This is a genomic window from Brevibacterium sp. JSBI002 (genome assembly GCF_026013965.1).
Lineage (GTDB): Bacteria > Actinomycetota > Actinomycetes > Actinomycetales > Brevibacteriaceae > Brevibacterium.
In genome coordinates this window covers 1013422-1035804 of the sequence record NZ_CP110341.1, presented here as the reverse complement: position 1 = coordinate 1035804, position 22383 = coordinate 1013422, and the positions used below count along the sequence as shown (strand labels likewise).

Sequence of the window (22383 nt, the reverse complement as noted above, 5' to 3'; positions counted from 1 at the left end):
TGCCTGTGCCGAGACGGCTGGGAGACAGAAGAGAAACGGTGAGGGGCGGGAGCTCAGGAGGTGCGGGCGACGACGGAGTCGGCGAAGGCGAACAGCGATTCCTTGACCTGGCCCTCCGGCAGCGGCGCCAGAGCCGCCTTGGCCTCATCGGCCCAGCGCGCAGCCTCTGCTCGGGCCTTCTCCGTCACCGGATGCGCTGCCAGCGCCGCACGGGCGGCTTCCAGGGCATCATCGGAGGTCAGATCCGCGTCGAGGAGGTCGACCACTTCGGCGGCGGAGATATCCCCGGCGGCGGCAGCCGCCCGAACATAGAGCACAGGCAGGGTGGGAACCCGTTCGCGCAGATCCGTACCCGGGGTCTTCCCCGACTCAGAGGATGTGGTCGTGAGGTCGATGATGTCATCGGCGAGCTGGAAGGCCACACCGACGCGTTCGCCGAAGACCCGGACGGGCTCGGCCAGAGCCGAATCGGCTCCGGAGAACATCACGCCGAAGCGCGCCGAGGTCGCGATGAGCGATCCCGTCTTGTCGGCGAGCACCTGGATGTAATGCTCGATCTCGTCGGCGCCTTCGGGCGGGCCGGCGAATTCGTTGAGCTGACCGAGGACGAGACGCTCAAACGTCTCGGCCTGGATGCGCACGGCTTCGGGACCGAGCTTCGCGGTGACGCCGGAAGCCTTGGAGAACAGCAGATCGCCGGTGAGGATCGCCACCGAGTTGCCCCACACCTCATGGGCGGCCTTCGCACCGCGGCGCACGGGAGCATCGTCCATGACGTCGTCGTGGTACAGCGATGCGAGGTGGATGAGTTCGACGGCGACGGCCGCATCGATGATGTCGTCGTTCTCCGCATCGCCGAGGCGGGCGGTGAGCAGCACGAGGTTCGGACGGGCGCGTTTTCCGCCGGCGGCCAGCAGATGCTTCGATGTCTCGTCCGGCAGTCTCCGCGTCTGTTCGGTGACCTCGTAGAGACGGGCCTCCACGGTTTCCAACTGAGTCGAGAGCTCTGCCGCGAGCTGGGCGTCGTCACCGGTGAAGGTGGCCGGAGAGGCTGGGTGGCTCATGTCCTCGTCATTCGTCGTAGTCGGTGTCGGCATGGTGTTGTCGCAGCCCTTGCGCTCAGAGTTCTTCACTGTGGTCTCACCGTGGTCCTTGCGCTCAGACATTGCTGGTGGCCGGGACGATTCGGGTCAGGGCCGAGATGATCCTGTCGATGAGATCGGCCTCGGAGACCTTCGGGTCGCGGTAGAGGTTCGCCAACAATTTGACGACGAACTCCATCACAACGTCAACACCCATACCGTACTTGATTCCGAACTGCATGAGCGCAGGGTGGCCGATGATCGAGGCGAAAACGCGTCCCAGGGTGAAGTAGCCGCCCAGGGAGTCTCCGAGCAGAGCCGGGTACTCCTCCAGCCGGCGACGCATCACGGCCTGCGGATAGCGCGAATAGGTGGAGATCACCTCGGCGGCGATGCGCGCGGATTCCAGGGCGTAGTCGATGCCTTCGCCGTTGAACGGGTTGACCATTCCGCCGGAGTCGCCGACGAGCAACAGCCCCCGGTGGAAGTGCGGCGTGCGGTTGAAGGCCATCGGCAGGGCCGCGGATTTGATCGGACCCAGCGAGGTGGTTTCGTCGATGCCCCACTCGTGGCCCATGTCGGCGATCCACTGGCTCATCATTCCGCGCAGATCCACGGATCTGAACTGGGGTGAGGAGTCGAGCAGTCCGGCACCGATGTTCACGGTGCCGTCGCCGAGGGGGAAGATCCACCCGTATCCGGGCAGGGTCTCGGACTCCCCGGCCGCGTTCTTCGACCGCATCTCCACCCAGGACTCGATGTAGTCATCGGCGTGCCGTGGCGTCGAGTGATAGGCGCGGGCGGCGATTCCCATCGGACGGTCGTCGCGCTTCTCCAGCCCCATCGACACGGCCAGGCGGGAGGAGACTCCGTCGGCGGCGATGACGATCGGTGCCCGGAAGTGGGCTTCGGGGCCCACTCGGCGACCGCGGTGGTCTGTTCCGGAGGCGTGGACTCCGCGGATCCACCCGTCGTCGCCCACGTCGGGAGACATTGCGCGAACCTGTTCGAAGAGCCGGGCCCCGCTGCGCTGGGCATGACGAGCGAAGGCTTCGTCCATGCTCATCCGTGGACGGGTCACCCCGTAGTTCGGGGTGCCGTCGATCTCGGGCCAGTCGAGTTCGAGCCGGTGGCCGCCGCCGATGAGGCGCAGCCCTCTGTTGCGGTGCCAACCGTCGGATTCCGGCAGGTCCATTCCGAGGTAGCCGGCTTCCTTCACCGCACGCGGAGTCAGGGCGTCGCCGCAGATCTTGTCGCGCGGGAACCCTGACTTCTCCAGGATGATGACCTCGTGCCCGGCCTGGGCGAGGTAGGCGCCGATCGCCGAGCCGGCCGGGCCGGCACCGACGACGACGACTTCGGCATCGAACTCATTCATCGTCAAGGCTGGGCCGGCTCCGTGGTGTCGGCCGCCTCGGCGGGTTTGAGGGCATGATGGACGGCGACGATTCCGCCGGTGAGGTTACGGTACTTCACCTGGTCGAAGCCGGCGTCGAGGATCTGATGGGCGAAAGCATCCTGGTTCGGCCAGGCACGGATCGACTCGGCCAGGTAGGCGTAGGCTTCAGGGTTCGAGGACACTGCACGAGCCAGGGGCGGCAGTGCCCTCATCAGGTACTCCTTGTACACGAGGCTGAAGGCATCGAGCGTCGGAGTGGAGAATTCGCAGATGACGAGACGTCCGCCGGGCTTGAGCACGCGCAGCATTTCGGTGAGCGCCAGGTCGACATCGTGGACGTTGCGGATGCCGAAGGAGATCGTGACGACGTCGAAGCTCGAATCGGCGAAGGGCAGATCCATCGCATCGGCGTAGATGAAGTCGATCTGCGGGTGCCGACGACGTCCCTCCGCGAGCATTCCCGTGGAGATGTCCCCTGCCACCACCTCGGCGCCGTGGTGGGTGAACGTCATCGAGGAGGTGCCGGTGCCGGCAGCCAGGTCGAGCACGCGCTCACCGGGTCCGGCGGCCACGGAATGGGCGACGGTGCGCCTCCAGGCACGGGCGAATCCTAAGGAGAGGACATCGTTCGTGAGGTCGTAGCGGGAAGCGACATCATCGAACATCGAGGCGACGTCGGCGGGCTGTTTGTCCAGCTTGGCACGGTTCATGACCATATTCTCTCAACACCTGAACCGGGAGGGCGAATCCGGATCCCCGGCAGTTGAGATCCTGAACTAGAATCGTGGCGACATGACTACGATTTTCGGCACTTCCGACATCCTCTCCGCCCCTCCGCGTCTGCGTGTGCGCTCCCGTTTCGTCGACGACGTCGATCCCGGGCCCGGCTTCCCCTTCGAATCGGGTCTGCCCACGACCGTGGAGCAGACTCTCGAGCTGCTGCCCACCGACGGCTTCTCCTGCTGGGTCCGCGACACCTCCGGCCTCATCGGCTTCGGCCGCACCCTGCGCATTCGGGCCCGCGGCCCTGAGAGGTTCACCGAACTCTCGGACGCGTGGAAGGCCATCACCGAGGCGGCTGAGGTCGAGGATGAGGTCGATCTGCTCGGTTCCGGGCTCATGTGCTTTGCCACGGTCGCCTATTCGGGGGAATCCGCGGTCGATTCGATCATCCATGTCCCCGAATTCGTCCTCGGTCGCCGCGGCGGCCGCGTGTGGCTGACCTCGATCTCGACGGCCGAGGAGCCTCCTCTGCCGCCGATCCTCCATGCCGAACCGCTGCAGCGCGTGCGATCGGCCCGGGCCGAGGCCGGGGATCTCGATCCCGAGAAATGGTCCCGGCTGGTCGAACAGGTCGCCGCCATGCTCACTCCGATCGACACCTCGGCGGAGGTGGACGCGTTCGCGGATGATCCGACTCTGCGCAAGATCGTCCTCGCCCGCGACGAAGTCGTCACCACCGAAGAGGACATCGACGTGCGTGCGGTGCTCGGTGCGCTCAACCGCAGCTACCCGAGCTGTTGGACCTTCGACATCGCCGGTCTCATCGGGTCACCCCGGAGCTGCTCATCGGGGTCGAGAACAACAGAGTGACCTCACGAGTGTTGGCCGGGACCTATCGGGTGGAGAAGAACCCGACGGAGGAGATGCCGGCGGCTCGGAAGCTGCTGAGCGCGCACAAGGACAGCACCGAACATGCGTTCGCCATCGCCTCCCTGCAGCGCAGTCTGGGTTCGGTCGCCGAGGATGTCACCGTCGATGAGCGCCCCCACCTGCTGCCTTTGGCCAATGTCATCCATTCGGCCTCCGATGCGCAGGCGAGCCTCTCCCCCGATTCCGGGCTCACCGCCCTCGACGTCGCCGCAGCGGTCCACCCCACTGCCGCCGTCGGCGGGTACCCGCAGGCGAGCGCGGTGGCGCACGTCGATGAACTCGAACCCCTCGACCGCGGACGCTACTCCGGTCCCGTCGGGTGGATGGACGGGCGCGGCAACGGCCAGTTCGGCATCGCCCTGCGCTGCGGTCAGCTCGAGGACCGCAACCGGATCCGACTGTACGCCGGAGCCGGGATCATGCCGGACTCGGATCCCGCCACCGAGGTGGACGAGACGAACGCGAAGCTCGCTCCGATGCGTCGGGCGCTCGGTCTCGACCGAGACTGACCTCGTCGTGTTCACCGCGCCTTCCCTGTTGTCGGAGGACCGGTGAGTATTCCGTCGCTCAGCGCGGTTCGGTCACCTCGATGATCCGCCGAACACCTGCGTTTCGCTGACCGTCGATCGTGCCGAGAGCCGTTTCGAATTCCTCTGCGCTGGTCACCTGTTCGTGGTCCCATCCGTATCCCGCAGCGAGGTCGGCGAATCCGCGGCCGTGGGGGACGGTGAAATATCGTTCCAGGAATCCTTCGAGATGGGGCTGAGAGTGTTCGAGTCCGGAGAAGATCGCTCCCCCGTCGTCGTTGAGCACGACGATCGTCACGTCACCGGCGTCTTCGTGACTCGGTGTGAGCAGTCCGCCGATGTCGTGGAGCATGGCGATATCACCGATGAGCAGGACGACCGGCTCTCCCAGGCCCAAGGACAGTCCTGTCGTCGTCGAGATCAGTCCGTCGATTCCGGCGAGTCCGCGTGAGGCGTGGATGCGGGCTCGGATGTCGGTGGCGTCGCTGAGATAGCGCACCGAGTTCGAGCTGGCCACGAAGAGTGTGATGTCCTGAGTGGCCAACTGCTCGGTGACCGCTCGAGCGGTCACCTGGAAATCCCTCGCCGAGGCGGCCCCCGGGTTCTCTCCCGTGCTCGGTTCCGGGGATCGTTCCGCAGACCGCTCTGTTCGCGCGGCTGCGACAAGGGACGACCCGGCGTCGGTCCAGGCGCGTACCCAGGTCAGCCCCGAGGCGGCGGCGCCCTGCGTCTCGCCCGCAGCCCTCCCGTCGTCCGCGACGGTCCTCTCGTCGCGGACGGTCAGGTCGAATGCGTCGACGGCGTCGGGAATGCGCTGCACTGTCACGGTGTCGTCGGCGAGCAGTGCGGCGACGGGCCTGGTCAGGGTCGGTTTTCCGTGGACGATGACGGTGCGGATCGCCTCGCGCAGCTCGGGGTGTTCGCTGAGCACACGGGCATGAGCCGGCACGACCGTCGAGGGTTCGGATGATCCGGAAGTCGAGGATTCCTTCGAATCAACAGCGGTGCGGGCCAGAGGACTCGAGGGTTCGGCAAGCACCGGAAGACGGTGAACTTCAGCGAGCGCACGCAACGATTCGGCCGAATGCCCTCCGGCGTCTCCGGCGACGATGACCGTCCCCTCGGTGATGGTGACTTCGACAGACGTCTGCGAATCGTTCCCTGCGCCGATGTCGATGCGGGGCTCGGCCTTCGCGACTCGGGTCTCGGCAAGCCCCTTGATCTCGCTCTTCCACGTGTCCAACTCCTCCGGGGTGGGAACCAAGGGGGTGTCGAACTGCACATTGAAGTGGACGGGGCCGGCCGCCTCGGTGGCGGTGTCCGAGCGTGATCCCAATGTTGCGGCCACGGCGTCTGACATCGCTCGGTGGACCGCCTCGGCGGTGTCGCCGGCGGGGACGTCAAAGCGGGCACGGACATCGCTGAGCACCTGCGACTGGTCGTCGATGGTCTGGTTGGCTCCAGTTCCGCGCAGCCGAGCGGGACGATCCGCGGTCAGCGCCAACAGCGGCAGGTGCCCGTACGATGCCTCGAGGACGGCGGGATGGAGATTGGCCACGGCCGAACCGGACGTCGTCACGACCGCCACGGCGGACTCACTGCCGCGCGCACGCAGACCGCGGGCCAGGCCGAGGGCGAGGAAAGCGGCATCACGCTCGTCGACGCGCACATGCGTGCGGATGAGCCCCGCCTCGGCGAGCGGAGCCAGAGCATAGACCAAGGGAGCGGACCGTGAACCGGGGGCGAAGACGACATCACTGACCCCGGCTTGGACCAGGCTTCGGGCAATCTGCTGCGCCACCGCGCTCGAATTCGACATCACCTGATATTCAACCACCTGACCACCTGTGGTTCACCTCCGCCCTCTAACCTCGAGAAATGCGCCGCTCGTTGATCATTGCGATGGGAGCACGAGCCATCCGCACTCTGACCGCGGCCCGCTCCCATCGCGGACGCTATCCCGCTCGCGACCAGACCACCTCCTTCCTCGGCCCCGAACCCCGCGGGAAGGATGCCCGGACCTGGCATATCCGGGACAAACGGAAACTCTCGCCGAGGCTGCGCGAATTCTTCCTCTACTCCCCCGCACTCGGCCGCACCGTCGGCGTGCGCGTACTGCTGCCGGGGATTCCCGCCGAGGTCAGCCCCGTCATCCACCTCTTCCACGGAGGCGGCGATGATTTCCGCTCATGGACTGATTTCGGTTCCGCTGAGGAACTCACCCTCGACTCCCCGTACCTCGTCGTCATGCCCGACGGCGGGGCAGGAACCTATTCGCGTCTGGCCGTCGGCAGCGAGGTCCACGACTGGCCGCGCTTCCACACCGAGGAGGTCCCGGCCTTCCTCAGAGCGAACTTCTCCGTCGACTGGGCACCCGGCAGCCAGTTGGTGGCGGGGCTCTCGATGGGCGGGTACGGGGCGATGAAGTACGCGGCCTGGCATCCCGACAGGTACGGATCGGCCGCCGCGTTCTCCTCGCCCTTGGATCCCCTATCGACCGTGCCCGCCTTCGATATCATCGCGATGCGCGAAGGCGCGCGGTCGCTGAGCCTGTTCGGCGATCCCGCCCTCGATCGCAGCGAATGGCTGGCGAATTCCCCGTACGCTCTGGCCGAGAACCTCCGCGGTCTCGACCTGTGGTTCAGCGCCGGTTCCGGCAGCCTCGAAGACGCGAAGGATCGTGACCTTCTGGAGTCGATGATCAGCTCGCAGGGCGAGCGCTTCTCCGCCCGTCTCAACTCCCTCGGCATCCGCCATTCCTGGTTTCCGCGCACCAGCGGCCTGCACAACTGGACGAGCTGGGAACGGGAGCTCGGAGCCTGGCTGAAGACTCTCGCCAAACGACGCGACTATGCGAGTTCGGATCGCGGTCGGACCGATCGCGTGGCCGATGGCGGACAGTTCACCTTCCTCACCGGTCATGCCCTCTTCGATATCCATGGGTGGCGGGTGGAGATCTCCCGTCGTCGCGCGCAGGTGGTGCGCTTCGACGCCGTCAGCGCCGCCGGCTTCTCTCTGACCGGGACCGGCAGCTTCCGTGTGCGCACTCCCGGTCTCTTCGATCCCGGCCGCCGCTACGACATCAACGTGTCCGGTCCCAGGGGGGACAATGCCTATCAGCAGAAGGCCGACAAGAAGGGGCGGCTGACGTTCACCGGTCGCCTGGCCGCGGCCATGCACGATCCGATCATCCCCGGAAAGCGCACCGCTCACTTCGCCACGCTGGGACAGGACGAGGTGACCACGGTGCGGATCGCCTCGGCGGGGGTCGACGCGGCAGCCGACCGCAGGCACGGTGCGGCAGCATTCGATCGTGCGGCAGCGGTCGATGGCGAAAGGTCCACAGCCGATGTTCCAGATCCGTCACAGACAGAATCCACGGACGATCCCACTGGCGTCTATATTGAGAGCGGTCGCGAATCGACGGCCGCTGATTCTTCAGAACGCTGACTCGAGAGGTCAACCATGAAACGCATACTCCCCGCCGTCGCTCTTTTCGCCGGACTCTCCCTCGTCGGCTGCACGGGTGGAGGAGACAAGCCGGACCAGGCTGACAGCGGCGGTGACTCCTCGCAGGCGTCAGCCGAAGAGACCCCGCAGGCAAGCAAACTCGATGAGGCGAAGCTCAAGGAGATCCTTGAGTCGACCAAGGCCGAGGGTCAATCGTTCAAGGCCGTCGACGGTGCCGGCAATTCCTCCAGCGAGGCCGTCAAGGCCCTGGAGAGTTCTGAGTTCGAACCGGCCAAGTGCAAAGACATCACCATGAACCTCCTCAACGCCAACCTCGCCTCCAAAGGCACCACGGTCGCTGGAACCTCCACCGACAACATCCTCTCCGCGGCCCTGTCGAGCTATGACGATGTGGACGGCGCACAGACCCAGATCGAGGGCGCCTCGAAGATCGCAGAAGAATGCAGCGATGTGAAGATCAAGACCGCCGGCGTCGAGATGTCGATGGAGTACAAGACCTTCGACGCCAAAGTCGACGGGGCAGACGAGACCAATGGAATCGTCGCCTCCGTCGAGGCCGGCGGACAGACAGCAATGAACCTGCGCATGGTCTACGCCCTCGTCGGCAACAACGTCGTGGCCGTTTCCAATATCGCCGATGTCGAAGAGGCCACCGTGACGAAGACCGCCGGTGCCTTCGTCGACGCGGTGAAGAACGCAGGCTGAGCCGGTTCGCCCGCGAGTCGATTCAGGCGGTATCAGTTCAATCAGAATCGGCTCAGCCTCGCAGGGCGCTCCAGCAATCCTGGAGCCGGTCGGCCCACCACGCGAATCGTCCCGGATCCACCGCCAGCTGCTCCATGCGGTCAGGGTCCGGGACGATTCGCGTGACCGGGATGGCCCCGTCGACCGGAGTCAGGGCCTCATCCTCGGCGACGACATCGGCGGTGAAGAGGCGCCCGGTGCCCAGCCCGCAGGCAACCCGATCACCGAGGATGTCCCGGCTGCGATCGGTGCGAGGCAGTCTGGCGGCGAGTTCGGCTCCGGCGGCCAGGCCGACGGATGACTCGAGAGCCGAGGACACGACAGCAGGCAGGCCCGAGGCGCCGATGACTTCGAGGGCGGCGCCGATCCCGCCCAGCGGCTGGACCTTGACGATGATGACCTCGGCCGCTCCGAGTTCGGCCACGCGCAGCGGGTCCTCGGCTTTGCGGATGGATTCGTCGGCGGCGATGATGATCGGCAGTCCTCGCCGGGCAAGCTCAGCGCGCAGTTCGGCCAGCTGCTCGACCTCGGGCACCGGCTGTTCGAAGTATTGGAGGTCGAACTCGGCAAATGCCTCACAGGCATCAAGGGCCTCGCTGAGCGTGTATCCGGCATTCGCGTCCAGGCGCAGCGTGGTCTCGGGGCAGAGCCTGCGGAATTCCCGCAGGCGTGTCAGATCCTCGTCGAGGGAGGCGAATCCGTGCTCGGCGACCTTCGCCTTGACGGTGCCGACCCGGTCATAGCGCGACAGGATCGGTGCTACCTGATCGGGTGGACAGGCGGGCAGGGTGCCGTTGACGTCGACGGTCTCACCGCTCGTCCCCGCCTCCGCCACGGCCGGACTGGAACCGCGCACGGGAACGATGGAGGGGGCCGCCTCGGCGAGCGCGGTCTTCTGCGGGAGCAGCCCGGAGATTTCGAGGGAGGCGCGCAGCCACCGGCTGGCCTCCTCGGTGCCGTATTCGACGAAAGGGGAGAACTCCGCCCACCCGGTAGGGCCGGCGAAGACGGCGACCTCACGTTCGGTGATGCCGCGGAACCGGGTGACCATCGGCAGCCGCACCACATGCAGGTCCTCGATGACCTCATCGAAGCGCTGCGGCAGATCAAGAGGTGCGGCAGCCGGAGCCTCTGAGTCCAATGCGCCAGTGTGCGAACGTACGAAATCGGCCATGAGCCCAGACTAACCCCGCCGCCCCGGCCACTCCTGCCTGCCGTTCGGAACCTCACCGTCCGCCGCCCGGCCCCGGACCGCACCACAACATCCAAGCGCTAGGCTGGGGCCATGACGGTTTCTGAAATCTTCGACCCTTCTGCCTGGCGCGAAGTCTCCGGGTTCGACTTCACCGATATCACCTACCATCGGGCCATCGACCCTGCCACCGGCAACGACATCGGCTGCGTGCGCATCGCCTTCGACCGTCCAGAGGTCCGCAATGCCTTCCGCCCGCACACCGTCGACGAGCTCTACCGCGCTCTCGACCATGCTCGCCAGACCTCCGACGTCGGCGCCGTGCTGCTCACCGGCAACGGCCCGAGCGAGAATGACGGCGGTTGGGCCTTCTGCTCCGGCGGCGATCAGCGCATCCGCGGCCGCTCCGGCTACCAGTACGCCTCCGGTGAGACCCGTGAGAGCGTCGATCCGGCTCGTGCCGGCCGCCTCCACATCCTCGAGGTCCAGCGCCTCATCCGCACCATGCCGAAGGTCGTCATCGCCGTCGTCCCCGGCTGGGCAGCCGGCGGAGGCCACAGCCTCCACGTCGTCTGCGATATGACGATCGCCTCACGCGAACACGCGAAGTTCAAGCAGACCGATGCCGATGTCGGCTCCTACGACGCCGGCTACGGTTCCGCCTACCTGGCGAAGATGGTCGGGCAGAAGAAGGCCCGCGAGATCTTCTTCCTGGGCCGCACCTACTCCGCGCAGGAGATGGCCGATATGGGTGCCGTCAACGAAGTCGTCGACCACGCCGATCTCGAGAGCGCGGCCCTCCAGATGGCGCGGGAGATCCTGGGCAAGTCACCGAACGCGCAGCGCATGCTCAAGTTCGCCTTCAACCTCGTCGACGACGGGCTGGTCGGCCAGCAGGTCTTCGCCGGAGAAGCCACCCGACTGGGATATATGACCGACGAGGCGGTCGAGGGTCGCGACGCCTTCCTCGAAAAGCGCGATCCCGACTGGTCGCCGTTCCCCTGGTACTACTGAGCGGCCGGTTCCCGTAACTGTGTCCACACGCGAACTCAGTCTTCAAGAGCTGCCCGAGGCCATCGATCGGGCACTTGCGGGGACCTCGATCCTCATCCTCCCCTCGGATCGGGACGGTGCCGTCACCGAGGTGTTCCCCGGCAAGTGGGCAGGAGACGGTCCTGCTCCGGCCCTCATCCTCTTCACCTCCGGCTCGACAGGGAAGGCGAAAGCGGTGGCGTTGTCTGCAGACGCTCTCACCACCTCGGCCAGGGCGACCGAACGGTTCCTCGCCGGACCGGGTGACTGGCACCTGTGCCTGCCGGTCAACCACATCGCCGGGTTCCAAGTCGAACTGCGCGCCCGCTTAGCGGGCCGCGCCCCGGTCAGGGCCGCCTCGGCGAGGTTCACCGCTCGGTCCTTCGCCACCGAGGTCACGAATCTGCTGGAACGGGTGGGCGACCGACCGACGTACACCTCGCTCGTGCCCACCCAGCTCCACCGCATCCTCGAGGACGACGCGGCGACCGCTGCGGCCGCACGGATCACGCACATCCTCCTCGGCGGAGCGGCGATCTCACCGTCCCTGCTCGAGCGCGCCGAAGCCGCGGGGCTGGCGATCGTGCGGACCTACGGGATGAGCGAGACGGCGGGTGGCTGCGTCTATGACGGGGCTCCGTTCGACGGCGTCGACGTCACCATCACCGAGGCGGGGACGATCGATCTGAGCGGCCCGGTCGTCGCCGACGGCTACGTCGAGATCGGCGCCGACGGAGCGATCACACCGGTCGAGTCCCCCGCCCTCTCCGTCGACGAGGCGGGACGGCGGATCATGCACACCAGCGATCTGGGCCGGTTCGATTCCGGTGTGCTCAGCGTGCTCGGCCGCGCCGATGACATCATCGTCTCCGGGGGCACGAACGTCTCCCCGCACGCCCTGGAGACCGGCCTGCTGCCGAGCTGGCAGAAGGCGGGAGTCGAGGAGATGCTCGTGACCTGGGTGCCCGACGAGGAATGGGGCAGACGGATCGTCGCGCTCGTCCGCCTCGCCGATGGCGGAGGTGGTGTCGGAGCCGTGGATCCGCGAGAATCGGCACGGAGGCTCAACGCCCTCGACCACGGGATGACGGGGCAGCTGCTGCCACAGCTCGTCTTCCCGGTCGCCGAGATCCCGGATCGGTCGATCGGCAAGCCCGATCGCCGGGCGGCGGCCCGCATCGCCGCCGATCTCATGGCGCGTGACGCGAATACCCATACCGGTGAACAACCGCTAACATGAGACGGCTCCACAATTCGACAGGAAGGTGAGCGAGGACTATGGCTGATGCCGCCCAGTGGATTTCTGGAGCTCGACTGCGAACTCTGCCCTTGGCTCTCGCACCCGTCCTCATCGGAACCGGCGCCGCGATCGGATCGCTCGGCGGATTCACCGCCTTCATCCTCGACGACATCTCGGGCAAGGACGACCACGTCAGCTTCGGACAGATCCTGCTGCGCGGATTCCTCGCCCTCCTCGTCTCCCTGTGCCTGCAGATCGGCTCGAACTACGCCAACGATTACTCGGACGGCATCCGCGGCACCGATGACGAACGCGTCGGACCGGTCCGGCTCACCGCGACCGGGCTGGCCGAACCTCACGAGGTCAAACGGGCCGCCTTCGTCTTCTTCGGCTTGGCCGGGGTCGCGGGCATCGTGCTCATCCTCATCTCACAGGCGTGGTGGTTCCTCGTCGTCGGAGCAGCAGCCGTCGCCGCCGCCTGGTTCTACACCGGGGGCAGACGCCCCTATGGCTATATGGGCCTCGGCGAGGTCTTCGTGTTCGTGTTCTTCGGGCTCGTGGCGACCTTGGGCACGATGTGGATGCAGGTCGGTCATCTCAGCCTCAGCGGTTGGGCCGGAGCCGTGGCGATCGGCTCTCTGGCCTCGGCCGTGCTCATGGTCAACAACCTCCGCGACATCCCGACAGACATCGAGGCAGGCAAGATCACTCTGGCCGTGAGGATGGGCGACAATGCCGCACGCATCACCTATGCGGTGCTCGTGCTGCTGCCGTTCGCTCTGCTGGCGCTGGCGATCCTCGACGGACATCCCGCCGTGGCCTTGGCGATCCTCGCCCTCGTCCCAGCACTCAATCCGCTCAAGACGGTGCTCAGCGGAACGACGGGGCCCGGCCTGATTCCGCCGATCAAATCCACCGGACTGACCGGTTTGGCGTTCTCCGCACTGATGGGTCTCGGTCTGGCGCTCTGAGGCATTTCAGTGCTGACGCCTGGTGTTCCAAGGCTCAGTCGCCTGGCGTCCCAAGGCTCAGCGCGCTGAAAGGCCCCGGCTCATTCGGATCTGAGCCGCCTCAGCCGAGCCGCAGCTCATTCGGCTGAGCCACAAGTTCATTTGGACTGGTCGCCGTCTTCTCCGAGACGCTCCTCGACGATCTCATCTTCTGCAGCTTCATCGGCGCCGACGCGCTTGGGCTTGGAGGCTCGCTTGGCGACCTTTGCTTCGATCTCGGTCGCTGCTTGGGCGCGCATCTTACCGAGCAAGAGGTAGCTCAGCAGCGCGCCGATGATGATGGCGGCGATCGCCATGACGAGATTGAAGCCGAGGAACGGAAACAGAACGAGGCCAGCGGCGATGATGAGGCCGAAGCGAGCGAGTGTGTAGAGCCAGAAGGTGCGCATTGAACTCATTTTAGCCTCCGATCGTGACAGTCTTGTCACCGCTCGCTGGAGGCCGCACTCAGGTTGGTGGACTATCCTTGTTGCATGGCTCGACTACTCATTGCCGCGATCGTCCTGGCGGCAGCGGTGACACTGTACGGACTCTTCGATTGCCTGTTGCGCGATCGGGGTCTGATTCGAGTCCTGCCCAAACCTGTATGGGCACTCATCATCCTCTTCATCCCCGTCCTCGGGTTCATCCTCTGGTATCTGTTCGGACGCGGTTCCGAAGACAAGCCCACCCGCGGCACCCGTCCTCGCGGTCAGGTCGCCCCGGATGATGATCCGGACTATCTGCGTCAGGTCGATCGCGAACTCAAGCTCGGCAAGCATGCGCCTCCGGCTCAGGACGACGAGAAGAAGCCACCGCGCGATGATTCCGCCAAGCCCGATGATGACGGCGATCCCGCGGATTCCTCCGCTGATACGTCAGCCGACTCCGACGACCGGGGCACCAAGGGCGACGGCCGCGGCCGCTCGAACTGAGCACATCCTCGGCGTACCAGCAGCTTCTCGCTCTGGCGCCTTGCCGCACCCGCGCCGCACCGCCGCTGTTCGACGACGGCATCGACACCGCAGGTGCGTTGCCACTCTTCGATCCGGCGAATAGGCACTCCATTCTCTGAACGGCTCACCGAAGAACGTGATGATTTCAGAGCAGACTGAGCCGAAACAGTCTTTCGCCGCCTGGTCACGGCATCGAACCGGCACGCAAACGGCCCAGTTTGAGGCGGATAGCCCTGTTTCAAACATGGGCTGTTCGCTTCAGACTGGGCCGTTCAGACTGGGCCGCCAGCAGCTCCGGCTCCCGGTGCGGGGCACCGCAGCGGTCGGACGTGAGGCCGGCCTGCCGCCTCAGTCGAGGCCGGAGTACGAGTGCAGGCCGTTGAAGTACATGTTGACGACGGTGAAGTTGAAGATCACCGAGGCGATGCCGATGAGGTTGAGCACGGCTACCTTCGTCGGCCCCCAACCGCGGGTCGCACGAGCGTGCAGGTATGCGGCGTAGATGACCCAGACGACGAACGTCCAGATCTCCTTGGAGTCCCAGCCCCAGTAGCGGCTCCATGCCACCTCGGCCCAGATGGCGCCAGCGATGAGAGTGAACGTCCAGGTGATGAAGCCGACTGCAGCGATCCGGTAGGAGATCCGCTCGAGGTCGGTGCTCGAGGGCAGACGGTGGAGGAACCGCAGCCACTTCGGACTCTTCGTCTCATGCACGCTCTTCAGGATCTGGAAGACCGCCAGGATCGCAGAGATGTAGAGGAGGGAGGTCGAGAGGATCGCGATCGGCACGTGGATGGCGATCCAGTACGAATCCAGCGCCGGGATGAGCTTCGCGGCAGGCGTGTAGAAGACGGTGATCGCCAGTCCCAGGCACAGCAGCACTCCCCCGGAGACGAACGTTCCCAGGTAGCGCACGTCCTTCTTCGTCAGCACGACGAGGAAGACGATGACGGTGATCGCGGTGGCGGTGAGGACGTACTCCATCATGTTGCCCCACGGCACACGTGAGACGGACAGGGCACGGGTGAGCACGCCGCCGACGTGCAGCAGCATGGCGAGCACGAGCAGCGAGGTGCCGATGCGGGCTCCGCGGTGCTTGTTCTTCCGGGACGACTTCACCGTCGCGGCGTCGTCGTCACCGGGTCGGTCAAGGACGGCAGTCGTCGCCGTCTTCCGGTTTGTCCGCCGCACCGTGCTGGCCTTGGCCGAGGTGGCGACCTCGGCTTCGGAGGTCTTGAGCTCACGCGCGCCGAAAAGATCGAAGGCGTAGAAGATCATGGCGACGGCGTAGACGATCATCGCCGAGATGATCAGCTGGTTCGACCACATTGCGAGGTCAGTGTTGACGTCCATTCATCCTCCGCACCGGGCAAGTGCTCCTCTATCGCAGGTTGCTGCTGCCAGACTCTCTGTCTGACCATTTGTCGGTGCGCGCCCTGCCGACTCCGTGACGAAGCCACCGGCGACGCGCACTCCGCGGCTATTCTACTCCGCGTAGTACTTCGGGTTCATCTTTCGTCGTCCTCACCGTGCTCGCCCTCATCGGGTTCCGGATCGCGCAGGTCCTTGACCAGGTCATCGACGGCGCGTTCGACCATGGGATCCTCACCGCGAGCCAGGGCAGCCACCTCGGCGTCGCCGTTCTTGATCCGCACCCACACGCGTCGGCGGGGAATGAACAGGGACAGGCCGAGTCCGGCCAGAACGAGAATCGCGCTGATGAGCATGAGGGCCTGTGTCGGGTCCTGGGAGATGTCGACGGCGATGTACTTCTTGACTCCGTCGAAGGTCACCGAACCGCCGTTCGGCAGCTTCTGCGTCTCCCCCTCGGCAAGCTGGATGACGAGCGGGTTGCCCGACGCGTCGGTCATCTCCGTCATGTTCTCCGCGTCGAGGGAGTACACGGACTGCGGGACTCCGGAATCGAGGCCGAGGTCGCCGGTGTACCCGCTCATCACGAGGTAGGGGTTGCGCAGCTCGGCGAAGCTCGAGATCAGCTCACCGTTCTCGTTCTGTGCGGCCGTCGGCAGGAACACTCCGACGAAGCCCATCTGCGTGCCGGCCGAGTCCGGGACCTTGATGACACCCTCGGAGGTGTATCCGGGGTCCCCGCCGTCCGGGATGAACACCTGCGGACCGGACTGGACGATATCGCCCTTCGCATCGCGCACGGTCACCTCGGGGGCGTAGCCGTTGCCGGTGAGATAGACGCCGACGCCGCCCACCCGCACGGGCTCGTTGACCTTGAGGACGTGCGATTCTGTCGTCCCGTCCGCGGTCGTCGTCACCTTCGCGTCGAAGGTGCGCGGCTGACCGAACTGGTTACCCACCGCCTGATCGTCGAAGGTGGAGGTGAAGGAATCGAGCTTGAGCCGGAAGTCCGGCAGATTGTCGGCATCGTAGTAGGAGCCGGGTTCGAAGGAATCGTAGGAGACCAGCGAATTCGAGAACGTCTCCCCCTCGACGAGGATGCGCTGACCTTCGTAGCCGAACAGCGATCCGATCGCCATCGTCAGGGTCGCCATGAGCAGCGCGATGTGGAAGACGAGATTGCCGGTCTCGCGAAGATAGCCGCGTTCGGCGGCGATGTGATCGGACTGCCGGTTGATGCGGTACCCGGACTTCTTCAGCCGGGCCTCCGCTGCGTCGAGGAACGCCTCATCCGCATCCTCACGGGTCTCTGCCTCTGCCTGCGCCGAGGTGAAGGCGGCGTATCCGGGCATCCGGGACAGCCGCCTCGGTGCCTTGGGCGGGGACGAGCGCATCGCCTTCCAGTGCTGCTTCGTCCGCGGGATGATGCAGCCGATGAGGGAGATCATCAGCAGGAGGTAGATCGCGGAGAACCAGACCGAGGAGTAGACGTCGAACATCTGGATCGTGTCGAGGAACTGCCCCCAGGCACCGTTGTTCTCCAGGAAGGTGTTCACCCGGCCCGGGTCCTGGATCCGCTGCGGCAGCAGAGATCCGGGGATTGCGGCGAGGGCGAGGATGAGCAGGAGGATCAGTGCCACACGCATCGTCGTCAGCTGGGTCCAGGCCCACCGGCACATGCCGATGAACCCGAGCTGCGGCTGCGTCACGGTCGACTTCGCGGCAGTCTTGTCTCCCTGCTTCGCCGTCGTCTTCGCACCCGATTTCGGCTGCGTCTTCTCCGAGCCTTCGGTTGAGCCCGCCACTAGATCACCACTTCGAATCCATTGATGAGACCTTGCAGAGAGGTCATCCACATGTTCCATACGCCGCTGGCCATGAGCACACCGAGGATGATGAGCATGATGCCGCCGGCCCGCACGATCGCGGTCTGATGCCTGCGCACCCAAACGAGTCGTCCCGCGCCCTTGTGGATCGCCAGCGCCAGGAGGATGAACGGGATGCCCAGGCCGAGACAGTAGACGAAGGCCAACAGCGCTCCGCGCCAGATCATCCCGTCACCGCCGAAGCTCACCGACATGCTCAGCACGGCCGACAGGGTCGGTCCCACACAGGGCGCCCACCCGAGGGCGAAGGTCGCTCCGAGCACCGGTGCGCCCCAGAGTCCGGCTTTCGGTCTGGCGCGGATGCGACGTTCGTTCTGCAGCAGACCGAATCCGCCCATGAACACGAAGCCGGCGAGGATGACGATGACGCCGAGTACGCGCAGGATGACCGACTGCCATTGGGAGAACAGCGCTCCCAGCGCGGAGAAGCTGGTCCCCAGCAGCACGAAGACGACGGTGAAGCCGAGGACGAACAGACTGATGCCCACGACCACTCGCCACGTCTGCTTGTCTCTCAGCGATGATCCGGACAGCCCGGTGACGTACCCGACATAGCCGGGAACCAGGGGCAGCACACATGGTGAGGCGAACGAGACGAGTCCGGCCAGGGCCGCAGCGCCGGCAGCCAGCAGCAGCGGTCCGGAGAGGACGGTCTGGGCGAAGTCCGCCCCGAGTCCACTCACTCGGCCAGCACGTCCTCGATGAGTCCCTTGAGAGTCGAGGCATCGATCTCACCGACGACTCTGGCCGCGGCCCGGCCCTTCGCGTCGAGGACCACCGTCGAAGGGGTGGCCTGAGGGGGCAGCACTCCGGAGAGCAGAGACACCATCTCACCGTTCGAATCGAGCATGTTCGGGTACGGCACCTGGTAGTTCTGGATGAACGCGTTGGCCGCAGCGTCTTGGTCGCGGACGTTGACGCCGATGAACTGGGCCTTGTCCCCGAATTCCTCGGACACGGACTTCAGGTCGGGGGCTTCCTTCCGGCACGGCGGGCATGCCGCGTACCAGAGGTTGACGACGACCGGGGTGGGACGCAGATCGGCCAGGGACATCGACTTTCCGTCGAGGGTCTCGAAGCTCAGTTCGAGGGGTTCGCCGCGGTCCTCGGCCGCCACCTGCGAGACGACTCCCGAACCGGAGACGTACCCCTGGTCGGATCCGGCCTGATCGGCCAGCTCATCGTTCTCGCTGCAGGCGCTGAGCGCCAGGGCCGTTCCGGCGGCGAGCGCCGAGGTGAAGAGGGCCCGACGGTTGAGGGTATGGCGTCCGAAACTCATGCTCCCGCCACCGCGGTGCCCGGCTGCAGATCCGCACAGATGCTCTCATAACTCACGGACACCAGTGTGGAGGAATCGAATGTGAAACTGGTGATAGAAGCCAGGTCACATTCGCGTCTGCGCGGGTCGTGCACGAGCGAACGACCCTCCCCCGACAGTCGCGTCATCCAGATCGGCAGCTGGTGGGAGACGATGACTCCTTCGGCGTCCGGGCCGTGGTGGTCGAGCTTGGCTCTCAGACTGGCCATGGCGGCCCGCATGCGCAGCACGATCTGCTTGTACGGCTCTCCCCAGGACGGGGTGAGAGGGTTGTAGAGGCGCACCAGGTTCTTCGGCTCGGCCAGCCGACGCGCATTGAGCTTCTGTCCCTCGAAGGAATTCGCCGCCTCGATGACCCGGTCGTCGTCGAACACCGGCAGGTCGAGGGACTTCGACAGCGGACGAATCGTCTGCTGTGCTCGCAGAAGCGGAGAGGCGACGAGTTCGACCGGACGAGTGGGCGCGGCGTGGAAGTGCTCGGCCACGCGCACGGCCATCTCGCGTCCCCGTTCGGTGAGACCGAAATGCGGCAGTCGCCCGTAGAGGATGCCGTCGGGGTTGTCGACTTCGCCGTGGCGGACGAGGTGGATGGTGGTCATGACTGCGCCTTCCCGGCCTCCGGAACCGCGGCCGCTGCCTTGGCCGCCGCAGGCAGGGCGCTGATGATCCGGTCGAGGACCTCATCGGTGTGGGCGTAGGACAGGAACCAGGCTTCGAACGCGCTCGGGGGCATATGGATGCCCTGATCGAGCATGGCGTTGAAGAATGCGGTGTAGCGGTCGACGTTCTGAGCCCGTGCCTGGTCGTAGTTCGTCACGTCGATGTCGGTGAAGAACACGGAGAACATCGAGTTCGCCGACTGGATGACGTGGGCGACGCCCTCGGCTTCCAGGCTCGCAGCGACGGCCGGGCGCAGAGCGTCCGCGGCACGACCGATGTGCGAGTACACGTCGAGTTCGGTCGTCAGCTGGAGCGTGGCCAGACCGGCAGCGGTGGCCACCGGATTGCCCGAGAGCGTTCCTGCCTGGTAGACGGGGCCGGACGGGGCGAGGTGGGCCATGATCTCGGCGCGACCGCCGAAGGCCGCTGCCGGGAAGCCGCCGCCCATGACCTTGCCGAAGGTGAACAGGTCGGCCGGGCCATCTGGGTAGCCGAGAGTCTCGGACTCGTAGCCGTACCAGCCGGCAGCGGAGACACGGAAGCCGGTCATCACTTCGTCGCTGATCATCAGCGCACCGTGGGCCTTGGTCAGCCGTCGGATGGTGTTCGTGAAACCGTCGCGGGGAGGCACGACGCCCATATTGCCGGGGCTGGCCTCGGTGATGACGCAGGCGATGTCCTCACCGTGTTCGGCGAATACGGCTTCGAGACCGGCGGCGTCGTTGTAGTCGACGACGATCGTGTCCTGTGCCTGGGCTCCGGTGACTCCGGGGGTGTCGGGCAGAGAGAACGTGGCCAGTCCGGAGCCGGCCTGGGCCAGCAGCGAGTCGACGTGACCGTGGTAGCAGCCGGCGAACTTCACGACCTTGGACCGTCCCGTGTAACCGCGGGCCAGACGGATCGCCGACATCGTCGCCTCGGTGCCCGAGGACACGAGGCGCACCTGGTCGACGGGATCGACGCGGCGAACGATCTCCTCGGCGAGTTCGACCTCACCGGTCGACGGGGTGCCGAAGGAGAACCCCTTGACGGCGGCTTCCTGGACGGCGGCGACGACCTCGGGGCGGGAGTGGCCCATGATCATCGGACCCCAGGACCCGATGAGGTCGATGTAGTCGTTGCCGTCTGCGTCGCGCAGCCACGCACCGGTCGCCTCGGTGATGAAACGGGGGGTGCCGCCGACGGCCTTGAACGCGCGGACCGGGGAGTTCACTCCACCGGGGATGACCGCCTCGGCGCGGGTGAAGAGGGCGGCGGACCGATCGGTGGTGTGACCGTTCGTCTCTGCTGTCGTCATGGTTCTCCTCTGATTCTTCGCGGGTCGGGTTTCGTCCCGGGATCGTTCTCAGTTACGCGTGGGGACGGCTCAGTAGCCGTCGATGTCTGTCATATGGTCGAAGACTTTGGTGAAGATCCGCCCCAGGGTCTCCATCTCCTCGGGGTCGAGAAGATCGACGAGGTGGCTGCGGACTCCGGCGACGTGATCGGGTGCCGCGGCCCGCAGCAGCTGCCATCCGGCCTCGGTCATCACGCAGTTGACCCCACGGCCGTCCTCGGGGATGGCGGAACGCTCGAGCAGTCCGCGCTTCTCCATTCGGGCGACGCAGTGGGTCAGCCGGGACCGGGACATGGTCGTGTCGGTGGCGAGCAGCGCCATTCGCATCGTCCGGTCGTCGTGTTCGGACAGACGTACGAGGATTTCGTATTCGGGCAGGCCGATGCCGTGCTTCTCACGCAGCTCCTTGTCCAGCTGTGTGCTGAGCAGCTGAGAGCCGTTGAGGTAGCTGCGCCAGGCTCTCTGGTCGACCGCCGAGAGCCAGCGAGGCTCGGTCATCACCGGCCTCCGCGGGCGTCGCGGTCGGACATGTGGCCGGCGGCCTCCACCTGGAGGCGCTGGGCGACCTCGGTGGCCCAGTAGGTGAGGATCGCATCGGAACCGGCACGTTTGAAGGCGATGAGGGACTCCTCGATCGCCTTCTCCCGGTCGATGGCTCCGGCGGCGGCCGCGAACTCGATCATCGCGTACTCTCCGGACACCTGGTAGGTCCACACGGGCACGATGGATTCCTGGGCCACCTCGGCGAGCACGTCGAGATACGGCAGTCCCGGCTTGACCATGACGATGTCGGCGCCTTCGGCCAGGTCGAGGCCGAGCTCGCGCAGCGCTTCGCGACCGTTCGCGGGATCCTGCTGGTAGGTCTTGCGGTCGCCCTTGAGTTCGGAGTCGACGGCTTCGCGGAAGGGTCCGTAGAACGCGGAGGCGTACTTCGCGGTGTAGCCCATGACGACGGTGTCGGTGAATCCAGCGGCGTCGAGGGCCTCACGGCAGTAGGCGACCTGGCCGTCCATCATGCCTGACAGCCCGAGCACCTCGGCCCCGGCGCGGGCCTGGGCCAGCGCCATCGAGGCGTAGCGGTCGAGGGTGGCGTCGTTGTCGACCGCACCGTTCTCGTCGAGGACTCCGCAGTGGCCGTGTGAGGTGAACTCGTCGAGGCACAGATCGGACATGACCACGGTGTCCTCGCCGAGTTCGCCCGACAGCAGCGACAGCGCCCGGTTGAGGATGCCCTCGGGGTCGTCGGCCTGTGAGCCGATCTCATCCTTGTGTTCGGGGATGCCGAAGAGCATGAGCCCGCCGACTCCGGCCGCGACCGCTTCCCGGGCGGCCTCGAGCAGGGAATCGAGAGTGTGCTGGACGACTCCGGGCATTCCGCCCAACGGCAGTGGTTCGCTCAGACCCTCCTTGACGAACATCGGCAGGATGAGCTCGCTTGGATGGAGCCGCACCTCGGAGACGAGGCGACGCAGGGCCGGGGTCGACCGCAGCCGACGGGGGCGGACGGTTCCGGGAACCAATGACATG

At 66.0% G+C, this 22383-nt stretch carries 22 protein-coding genes; 8 read left to right on the top strand and 14 right to left on the bottom strand.

What is annotated here, in order from left to right; genetic code table 11:
- Window positions 1–53: 53 nt before the first annotated feature.
- The 3 genes from LJ362_RS04550 to LJ362_RS04540 form a co-directional block, all read right to left on the bottom strand.
- Window positions 54–1064, bottom strand: a complete 1011-nt coding sequence (locus tag LJ362_RS04550) for a polyprenyl synthetase family protein (protein ID WP_264801773.1) — start codon at window positions 1062–1064, stop codon at window positions 54–56.
- Between the two features lie 94 nt (window positions 1065–1158).
- The gene (locus LJ362_RS04545) at window positions 1159–2460 is read right to left on the bottom strand and encodes a geranylgeranyl reductase family protein (RefSeq protein WP_264801771.1); all 1302 of its coding nucleotides are present in this window, start codon (window positions 2458–2460) and stop codon (window positions 1159–1161) included.
- Between the two features lie 2 nt (window positions 2461–2462).
- Window positions 2463–3191, bottom strand: a complete 729-nt coding sequence (locus LJ362_RS04540; RefSeq protein ID WP_264800982.1) for a demethylmenaquinone methyltransferase — start codon at window positions 3189–3191, stop codon at window positions 2463–2465.
- Between the two features lie 82 nt (window positions 3192–3273).
- Between LJ362_RS04540 and LJ362_RS04535 the strand changes: the two genes are divergently transcribed.
- A complete protein-coding gene (locus LJ362_RS04535; protein ID WP_264800981.1) occupies window positions 3274–4074 on the top strand; it encodes a hypothetical protein in 801 nt (266 codons plus the stop codon).
- Window positions 4071–4643 (top strand): chorismate-binding protein, encoded by a 573-nt coding sequence (locus tag LJ362_RS04530; RefSeq protein WP_264800980.1) that lies wholly within the window; start codon window positions 4071–4073, stop codon window positions 4641–4643. Before LJ362_RS04535 ends, LJ362_RS04530 begins: the two co-directional genes overlap by 4 nt.
- Before the next feature lie 58 nt (window positions 4644–4701).
- Here the strand turns inward: LJ362_RS04530 and menD are convergent, their stop codons facing one another.
- The gene (menD, locus tag LJ362_RS04525) at window positions 4702–6480 is read right to left on the bottom strand and encodes a 2-succinyl-5-enolpyruvyl-6-hydroxy-3-cyclohexene-1-carboxylic-acid synthase (RefSeq protein WP_264800979.1); all 1779 of its coding nucleotides are present in this window, start codon (window positions 6478–6480) and stop codon (window positions 4702–4704) included.
- Window positions 6481–6539: 59 nt separating this feature from the next.
- Here menD and LJ362_RS04520 point away from each other — a divergent pair, with 59 nt between their 5' ends.
- Window positions 6540–8111 carry an alpha/beta hydrolase gene (locus LJ362_RS04520; protein ID WP_264800978.1) on the top strand — a complete coding sequence of 524 codons (1572 nt, stop codon included), beginning with the start codon at window positions 6540–6542 and terminating at the stop codon, window positions 8109–8111.
- Between the two features lie 15 nt (window positions 8112–8126).
- On the top strand, window positions 8127–8837 hold the full coding sequence (locus LJ362_RS04515) for a hypothetical protein (protein ID WP_264800977.1): 711 nt from the start codon (window positions 8127–8129) through the stop codon (window positions 8835–8837).
- A 52-nt stretch (window positions 8838–8889) separates the two neighbouring features.
- Here the strand turns inward: LJ362_RS04515 and LJ362_RS04510 are convergent, their stop codons facing one another.
- On the bottom strand, window positions 8890–10050 hold the full coding sequence (locus LJ362_RS04510) for an o-succinylbenzoate synthase (RefSeq protein WP_264800976.1): 1161 nt from the start codon (window positions 10048–10050) through the stop codon (window positions 8890–8892).
- A 111-nt stretch (window positions 10051–10161) separates the two neighbouring features.
- On the opposite strand from LJ362_RS04510, the gene LJ362_RS04505 reads away from it, so the two are divergent.
- From LJ362_RS04505 to LJ362_RS04495, 3 genes are read left to right on the top strand one after another with little or no spacing between them, the layout of a single operon-like run.
- The gene (locus tag LJ362_RS04505) at window positions 10162–11082 is read left to right on the top strand and encodes a 1,4-dihydroxy-2-naphthoyl-CoA synthase (RefSeq protein ID WP_264800975.1); all 921 of its coding nucleotides are present in this window, start codon (window positions 10162–10164) and stop codon (window positions 11080–11082) included.
- A 19-nt stretch (window positions 11083–11101) separates the two neighbouring features.
- A complete protein-coding gene (locus LJ362_RS04500) occupies window positions 11102–12340 on the top strand; it encodes an AMP-binding protein (protein ID WP_264800974.1) in 1239 nt (412 codons plus the stop codon).
- Between the two features lie 38 nt (window positions 12341–12378).
- Window positions 12379–13311, top strand: a complete 933-nt coding sequence (locus tag LJ362_RS04495) for a 1,4-dihydroxy-2-naphthoate polyprenyltransferase (RefSeq protein ID WP_264800973.1) — start codon at window positions 12379–12381, stop codon at window positions 13309–13311.
- A gap of 137 nt (window positions 13312–13448) precedes the next feature.
- Here LJ362_RS04495 and LJ362_RS04490 read toward each other — a convergent pair whose 3' ends face one another.
- A complete protein-coding gene (locus LJ362_RS04490; protein ID WP_101546796.1) occupies window positions 13449–13739 on the bottom strand; it encodes a DUF4229 domain-containing protein in 291 nt (96 codons plus the stop codon).
- A gap of 84 nt (window positions 13740–13823) precedes the next feature.
- Here LJ362_RS04490 and LJ362_RS04485 point away from each other — a divergent pair, with 84 nt between their 5' ends.
- A complete protein-coding gene (locus LJ362_RS04485) occupies window positions 13824–14264 on the top strand; it encodes a PLD nuclease N-terminal domain-containing protein (RefSeq protein WP_264800972.1) in 441 nt (146 codons plus the stop codon).
- 369 nt (window positions 14265–14633) lie between these two features.
- Here LJ362_RS04485 and ccsB read toward each other — a convergent pair whose 3' ends face one another.
- From ccsB to hemB, 8 genes are all read right to left on the bottom strand, one after another.
- Window positions 14634–15638: a c-type cytochrome biogenesis protein CcsB gene (gene ccsB / locus LJ362_RS04480; RefSeq protein ID WP_264800971.1), complete on the bottom strand. Its 1005-nt coding sequence runs from the start codon at window positions 15636–15638 to the stop codon at window positions 14634–14636.
- 155 nt (window positions 15639–15793) lie between these two features.
- Window positions 15794–17461 carry a cytochrome c biogenesis protein ResB gene (locus LJ362_RS04475; RefSeq protein ID WP_264800970.1) on the bottom strand — a complete coding sequence of 556 codons (1668 nt, stop codon included), beginning with the start codon at window positions 17459–17461 and terminating at the stop codon, window positions 15794–15796.
- Window positions 17461–18225, bottom strand: coding sequence for a cytochrome c biogenesis CcdA family protein (locus LJ362_RS04470; protein ID WP_264800969.1), 765 nt, complete (start codon window positions 18223–18225; stop codon window positions 17461–17463). The genes LJ362_RS04475 and LJ362_RS04470 overlap by 1 nt, the downstream gene beginning before the upstream one ends.
- Window positions 18222–18821 carry a TlpA family protein disulfide reductase gene (locus LJ362_RS04465; protein ID WP_264800968.1) on the bottom strand — a complete coding sequence of 200 codons (600 nt, stop codon included), beginning with the start codon at window positions 18819–18821 and terminating at the stop codon, window positions 18222–18224. The genes LJ362_RS04470 and LJ362_RS04465 overlap by 4 nt, the downstream gene beginning before the upstream one ends.
- Window positions 18818–19459 carry a histidine phosphatase family protein gene (locus LJ362_RS04460; RefSeq protein ID WP_264800967.1) on the bottom strand — a complete coding sequence of 214 codons (642 nt, stop codon included), beginning with the start codon at window positions 19457–19459 and terminating at the stop codon, window positions 18818–18820. The genes LJ362_RS04465 and LJ362_RS04460 overlap by 4 nt, the downstream gene beginning before the upstream one ends.
- Window positions 19456–20817, bottom strand: a complete 1362-nt coding sequence (hemL, locus tag LJ362_RS04455; RefSeq protein ID WP_264800966.1) for a glutamate-1-semialdehyde 2,1-aminomutase — start codon at window positions 20815–20817, stop codon at window positions 19456–19458. Before hemL ends, LJ362_RS04460 begins: the two co-directional genes overlap by 4 nt.
- Window positions 20818–20886: 69 nt before the next feature.
- Complete coding sequence (locus LJ362_RS04450) at window positions 20887–21354, bottom strand: MarR family winged helix-turn-helix transcriptional regulator (protein ID WP_264800965.1); 468 nt, start codon at window positions 21352–21354, stop codon at window positions 20887–20889.
- A complete protein-coding gene (hemB, locus tag LJ362_RS04445) occupies window positions 21354–22382 on the bottom strand; it encodes a porphobilinogen synthase (protein WP_264800964.1) in 1029 nt (342 codons plus the stop codon). Before hemB ends, LJ362_RS04450 begins: the two co-directional genes overlap by 1 nt.
- Between the last annotated feature and the right edge of the window lies 1 nt (window position 22383).

Excerpts from the sequence above, each read along its gene's own strand:
- ccsB (WP_264800971.1), bottom strand. The coding sequence starts at position 15,638 with ATGGACGTCAACACTGACCTCGCAATGTGGTCGAACCAGCTGATCATC.
- LJ362_RS04465 (WP_264800968.1), bottom strand. The coding sequence starts at position 18,821 with ATGAGTTTCGGACGCCATACCCTCAACCGTCGGGCCCTCTTCACCTCG.
- LJ362_RS04485 (WP_264800972.1), top strand. The coding sequence starts at position 13,824 with ATGGCTCGACTACTCATTGCCGCGATCGTCCTGGCGGCAGCGGTGACA.
- LJ362_RS04550 (WP_264801773.1), bottom strand. The coding sequence starts at position 1,064 with ATGAGCCACCCAGCCTCTCCGGCCACCTTCACCGGTGACGACGCCCAG.
- LJ362_RS04490 (WP_101546796.1), bottom strand. The coding sequence starts at position 13,739 with ATGCGCACCTTCTGGCTCTACACACTCGCTCGCTTCGGCCTCATCATC.
- LJ362_RS04540 (WP_264800982.1), bottom strand. The coding sequence starts at position 3,191 with ATGAACCGTGCCAAGCTGGACAAACAGCCCGCCGACGTCGCCTCGATG.
- hemB (WP_264800964.1), bottom strand. The coding sequence starts at position 22,382 with ATGTCATTGGTTCCCGGAACCGTCCGCCCCCGTCGGCTGCGGTCGACC.
- LJ362_RS04535 (WP_264800981.1), top strand. The coding sequence starts at position 3,274 with ATGACTACGATTTTCGGCACTTCCGACATCCTCTCCGCCCCTCCGCGT.
- LJ362_RS04450 (WP_264800965.1), bottom strand. The coding sequence starts at position 21,354 with ATGACCGAGCCTCGCTGGCTCTCGGCGGTCGACCAGAGAGCCTGGCGC.
- LJ362_RS04510 (WP_264800976.1), bottom strand. The coding sequence starts at position 10,050 with ATGGCCGATTTCGTACGTTCGCACACTGGCGCATTGGACTCAGAGGCT.
- LJ362_RS04545 (WP_264801771.1), bottom strand. The coding sequence starts at position 2,460 with ATGAATGAGTTCGATGCCGAAGTCGTCGTCGTCGGTGCCGGCCCGGCC.
- menD (WP_264800979.1), bottom strand. The coding sequence starts at position 6,480 with ATGTCGAATTCGAGCGCGGTGGCGCAGCAGATTGCCCGAAGCCTGGTC.
- LJ362_RS04515 (WP_264800977.1), top strand. The coding sequence starts at position 8,127 with ATGAAACGCATACTCCCCGCCGTCGCTCTTTTCGCCGGACTCTCCCTC.
- hemL (WP_264800966.1), bottom strand. The coding sequence starts at position 20,817 with ATGACGACAGCAGAGACGAACGGTCACACCACCGATCGGTCCGCCGCC.
- LJ362_RS04520 (WP_264800978.1), top strand. The coding sequence starts at position 6,540 with ATGCGCCGCTCGTTGATCATTGCGATGGGAGCACGAGCCATCCGCACT.
- LJ362_RS04495 (WP_264800973.1), top strand. The coding sequence starts at position 12,379 with ATGGCTGATGCCGCCCAGTGGATTTCTGGAGCTCGACTGCGAACTCTG.
- LJ362_RS04460 (WP_264800967.1), bottom strand. The coding sequence starts at position 19,459 with ATGACCACCATCCACCTCGTCCGCCACGGCGAAGTCGACAACCCCGAC.
- LJ362_RS04505 (WP_264800975.1), top strand. The coding sequence starts at position 10,162 with ATGACGGTTTCTGAAATCTTCGACCCTTCTGCCTGGCGCGAAGTCTCC.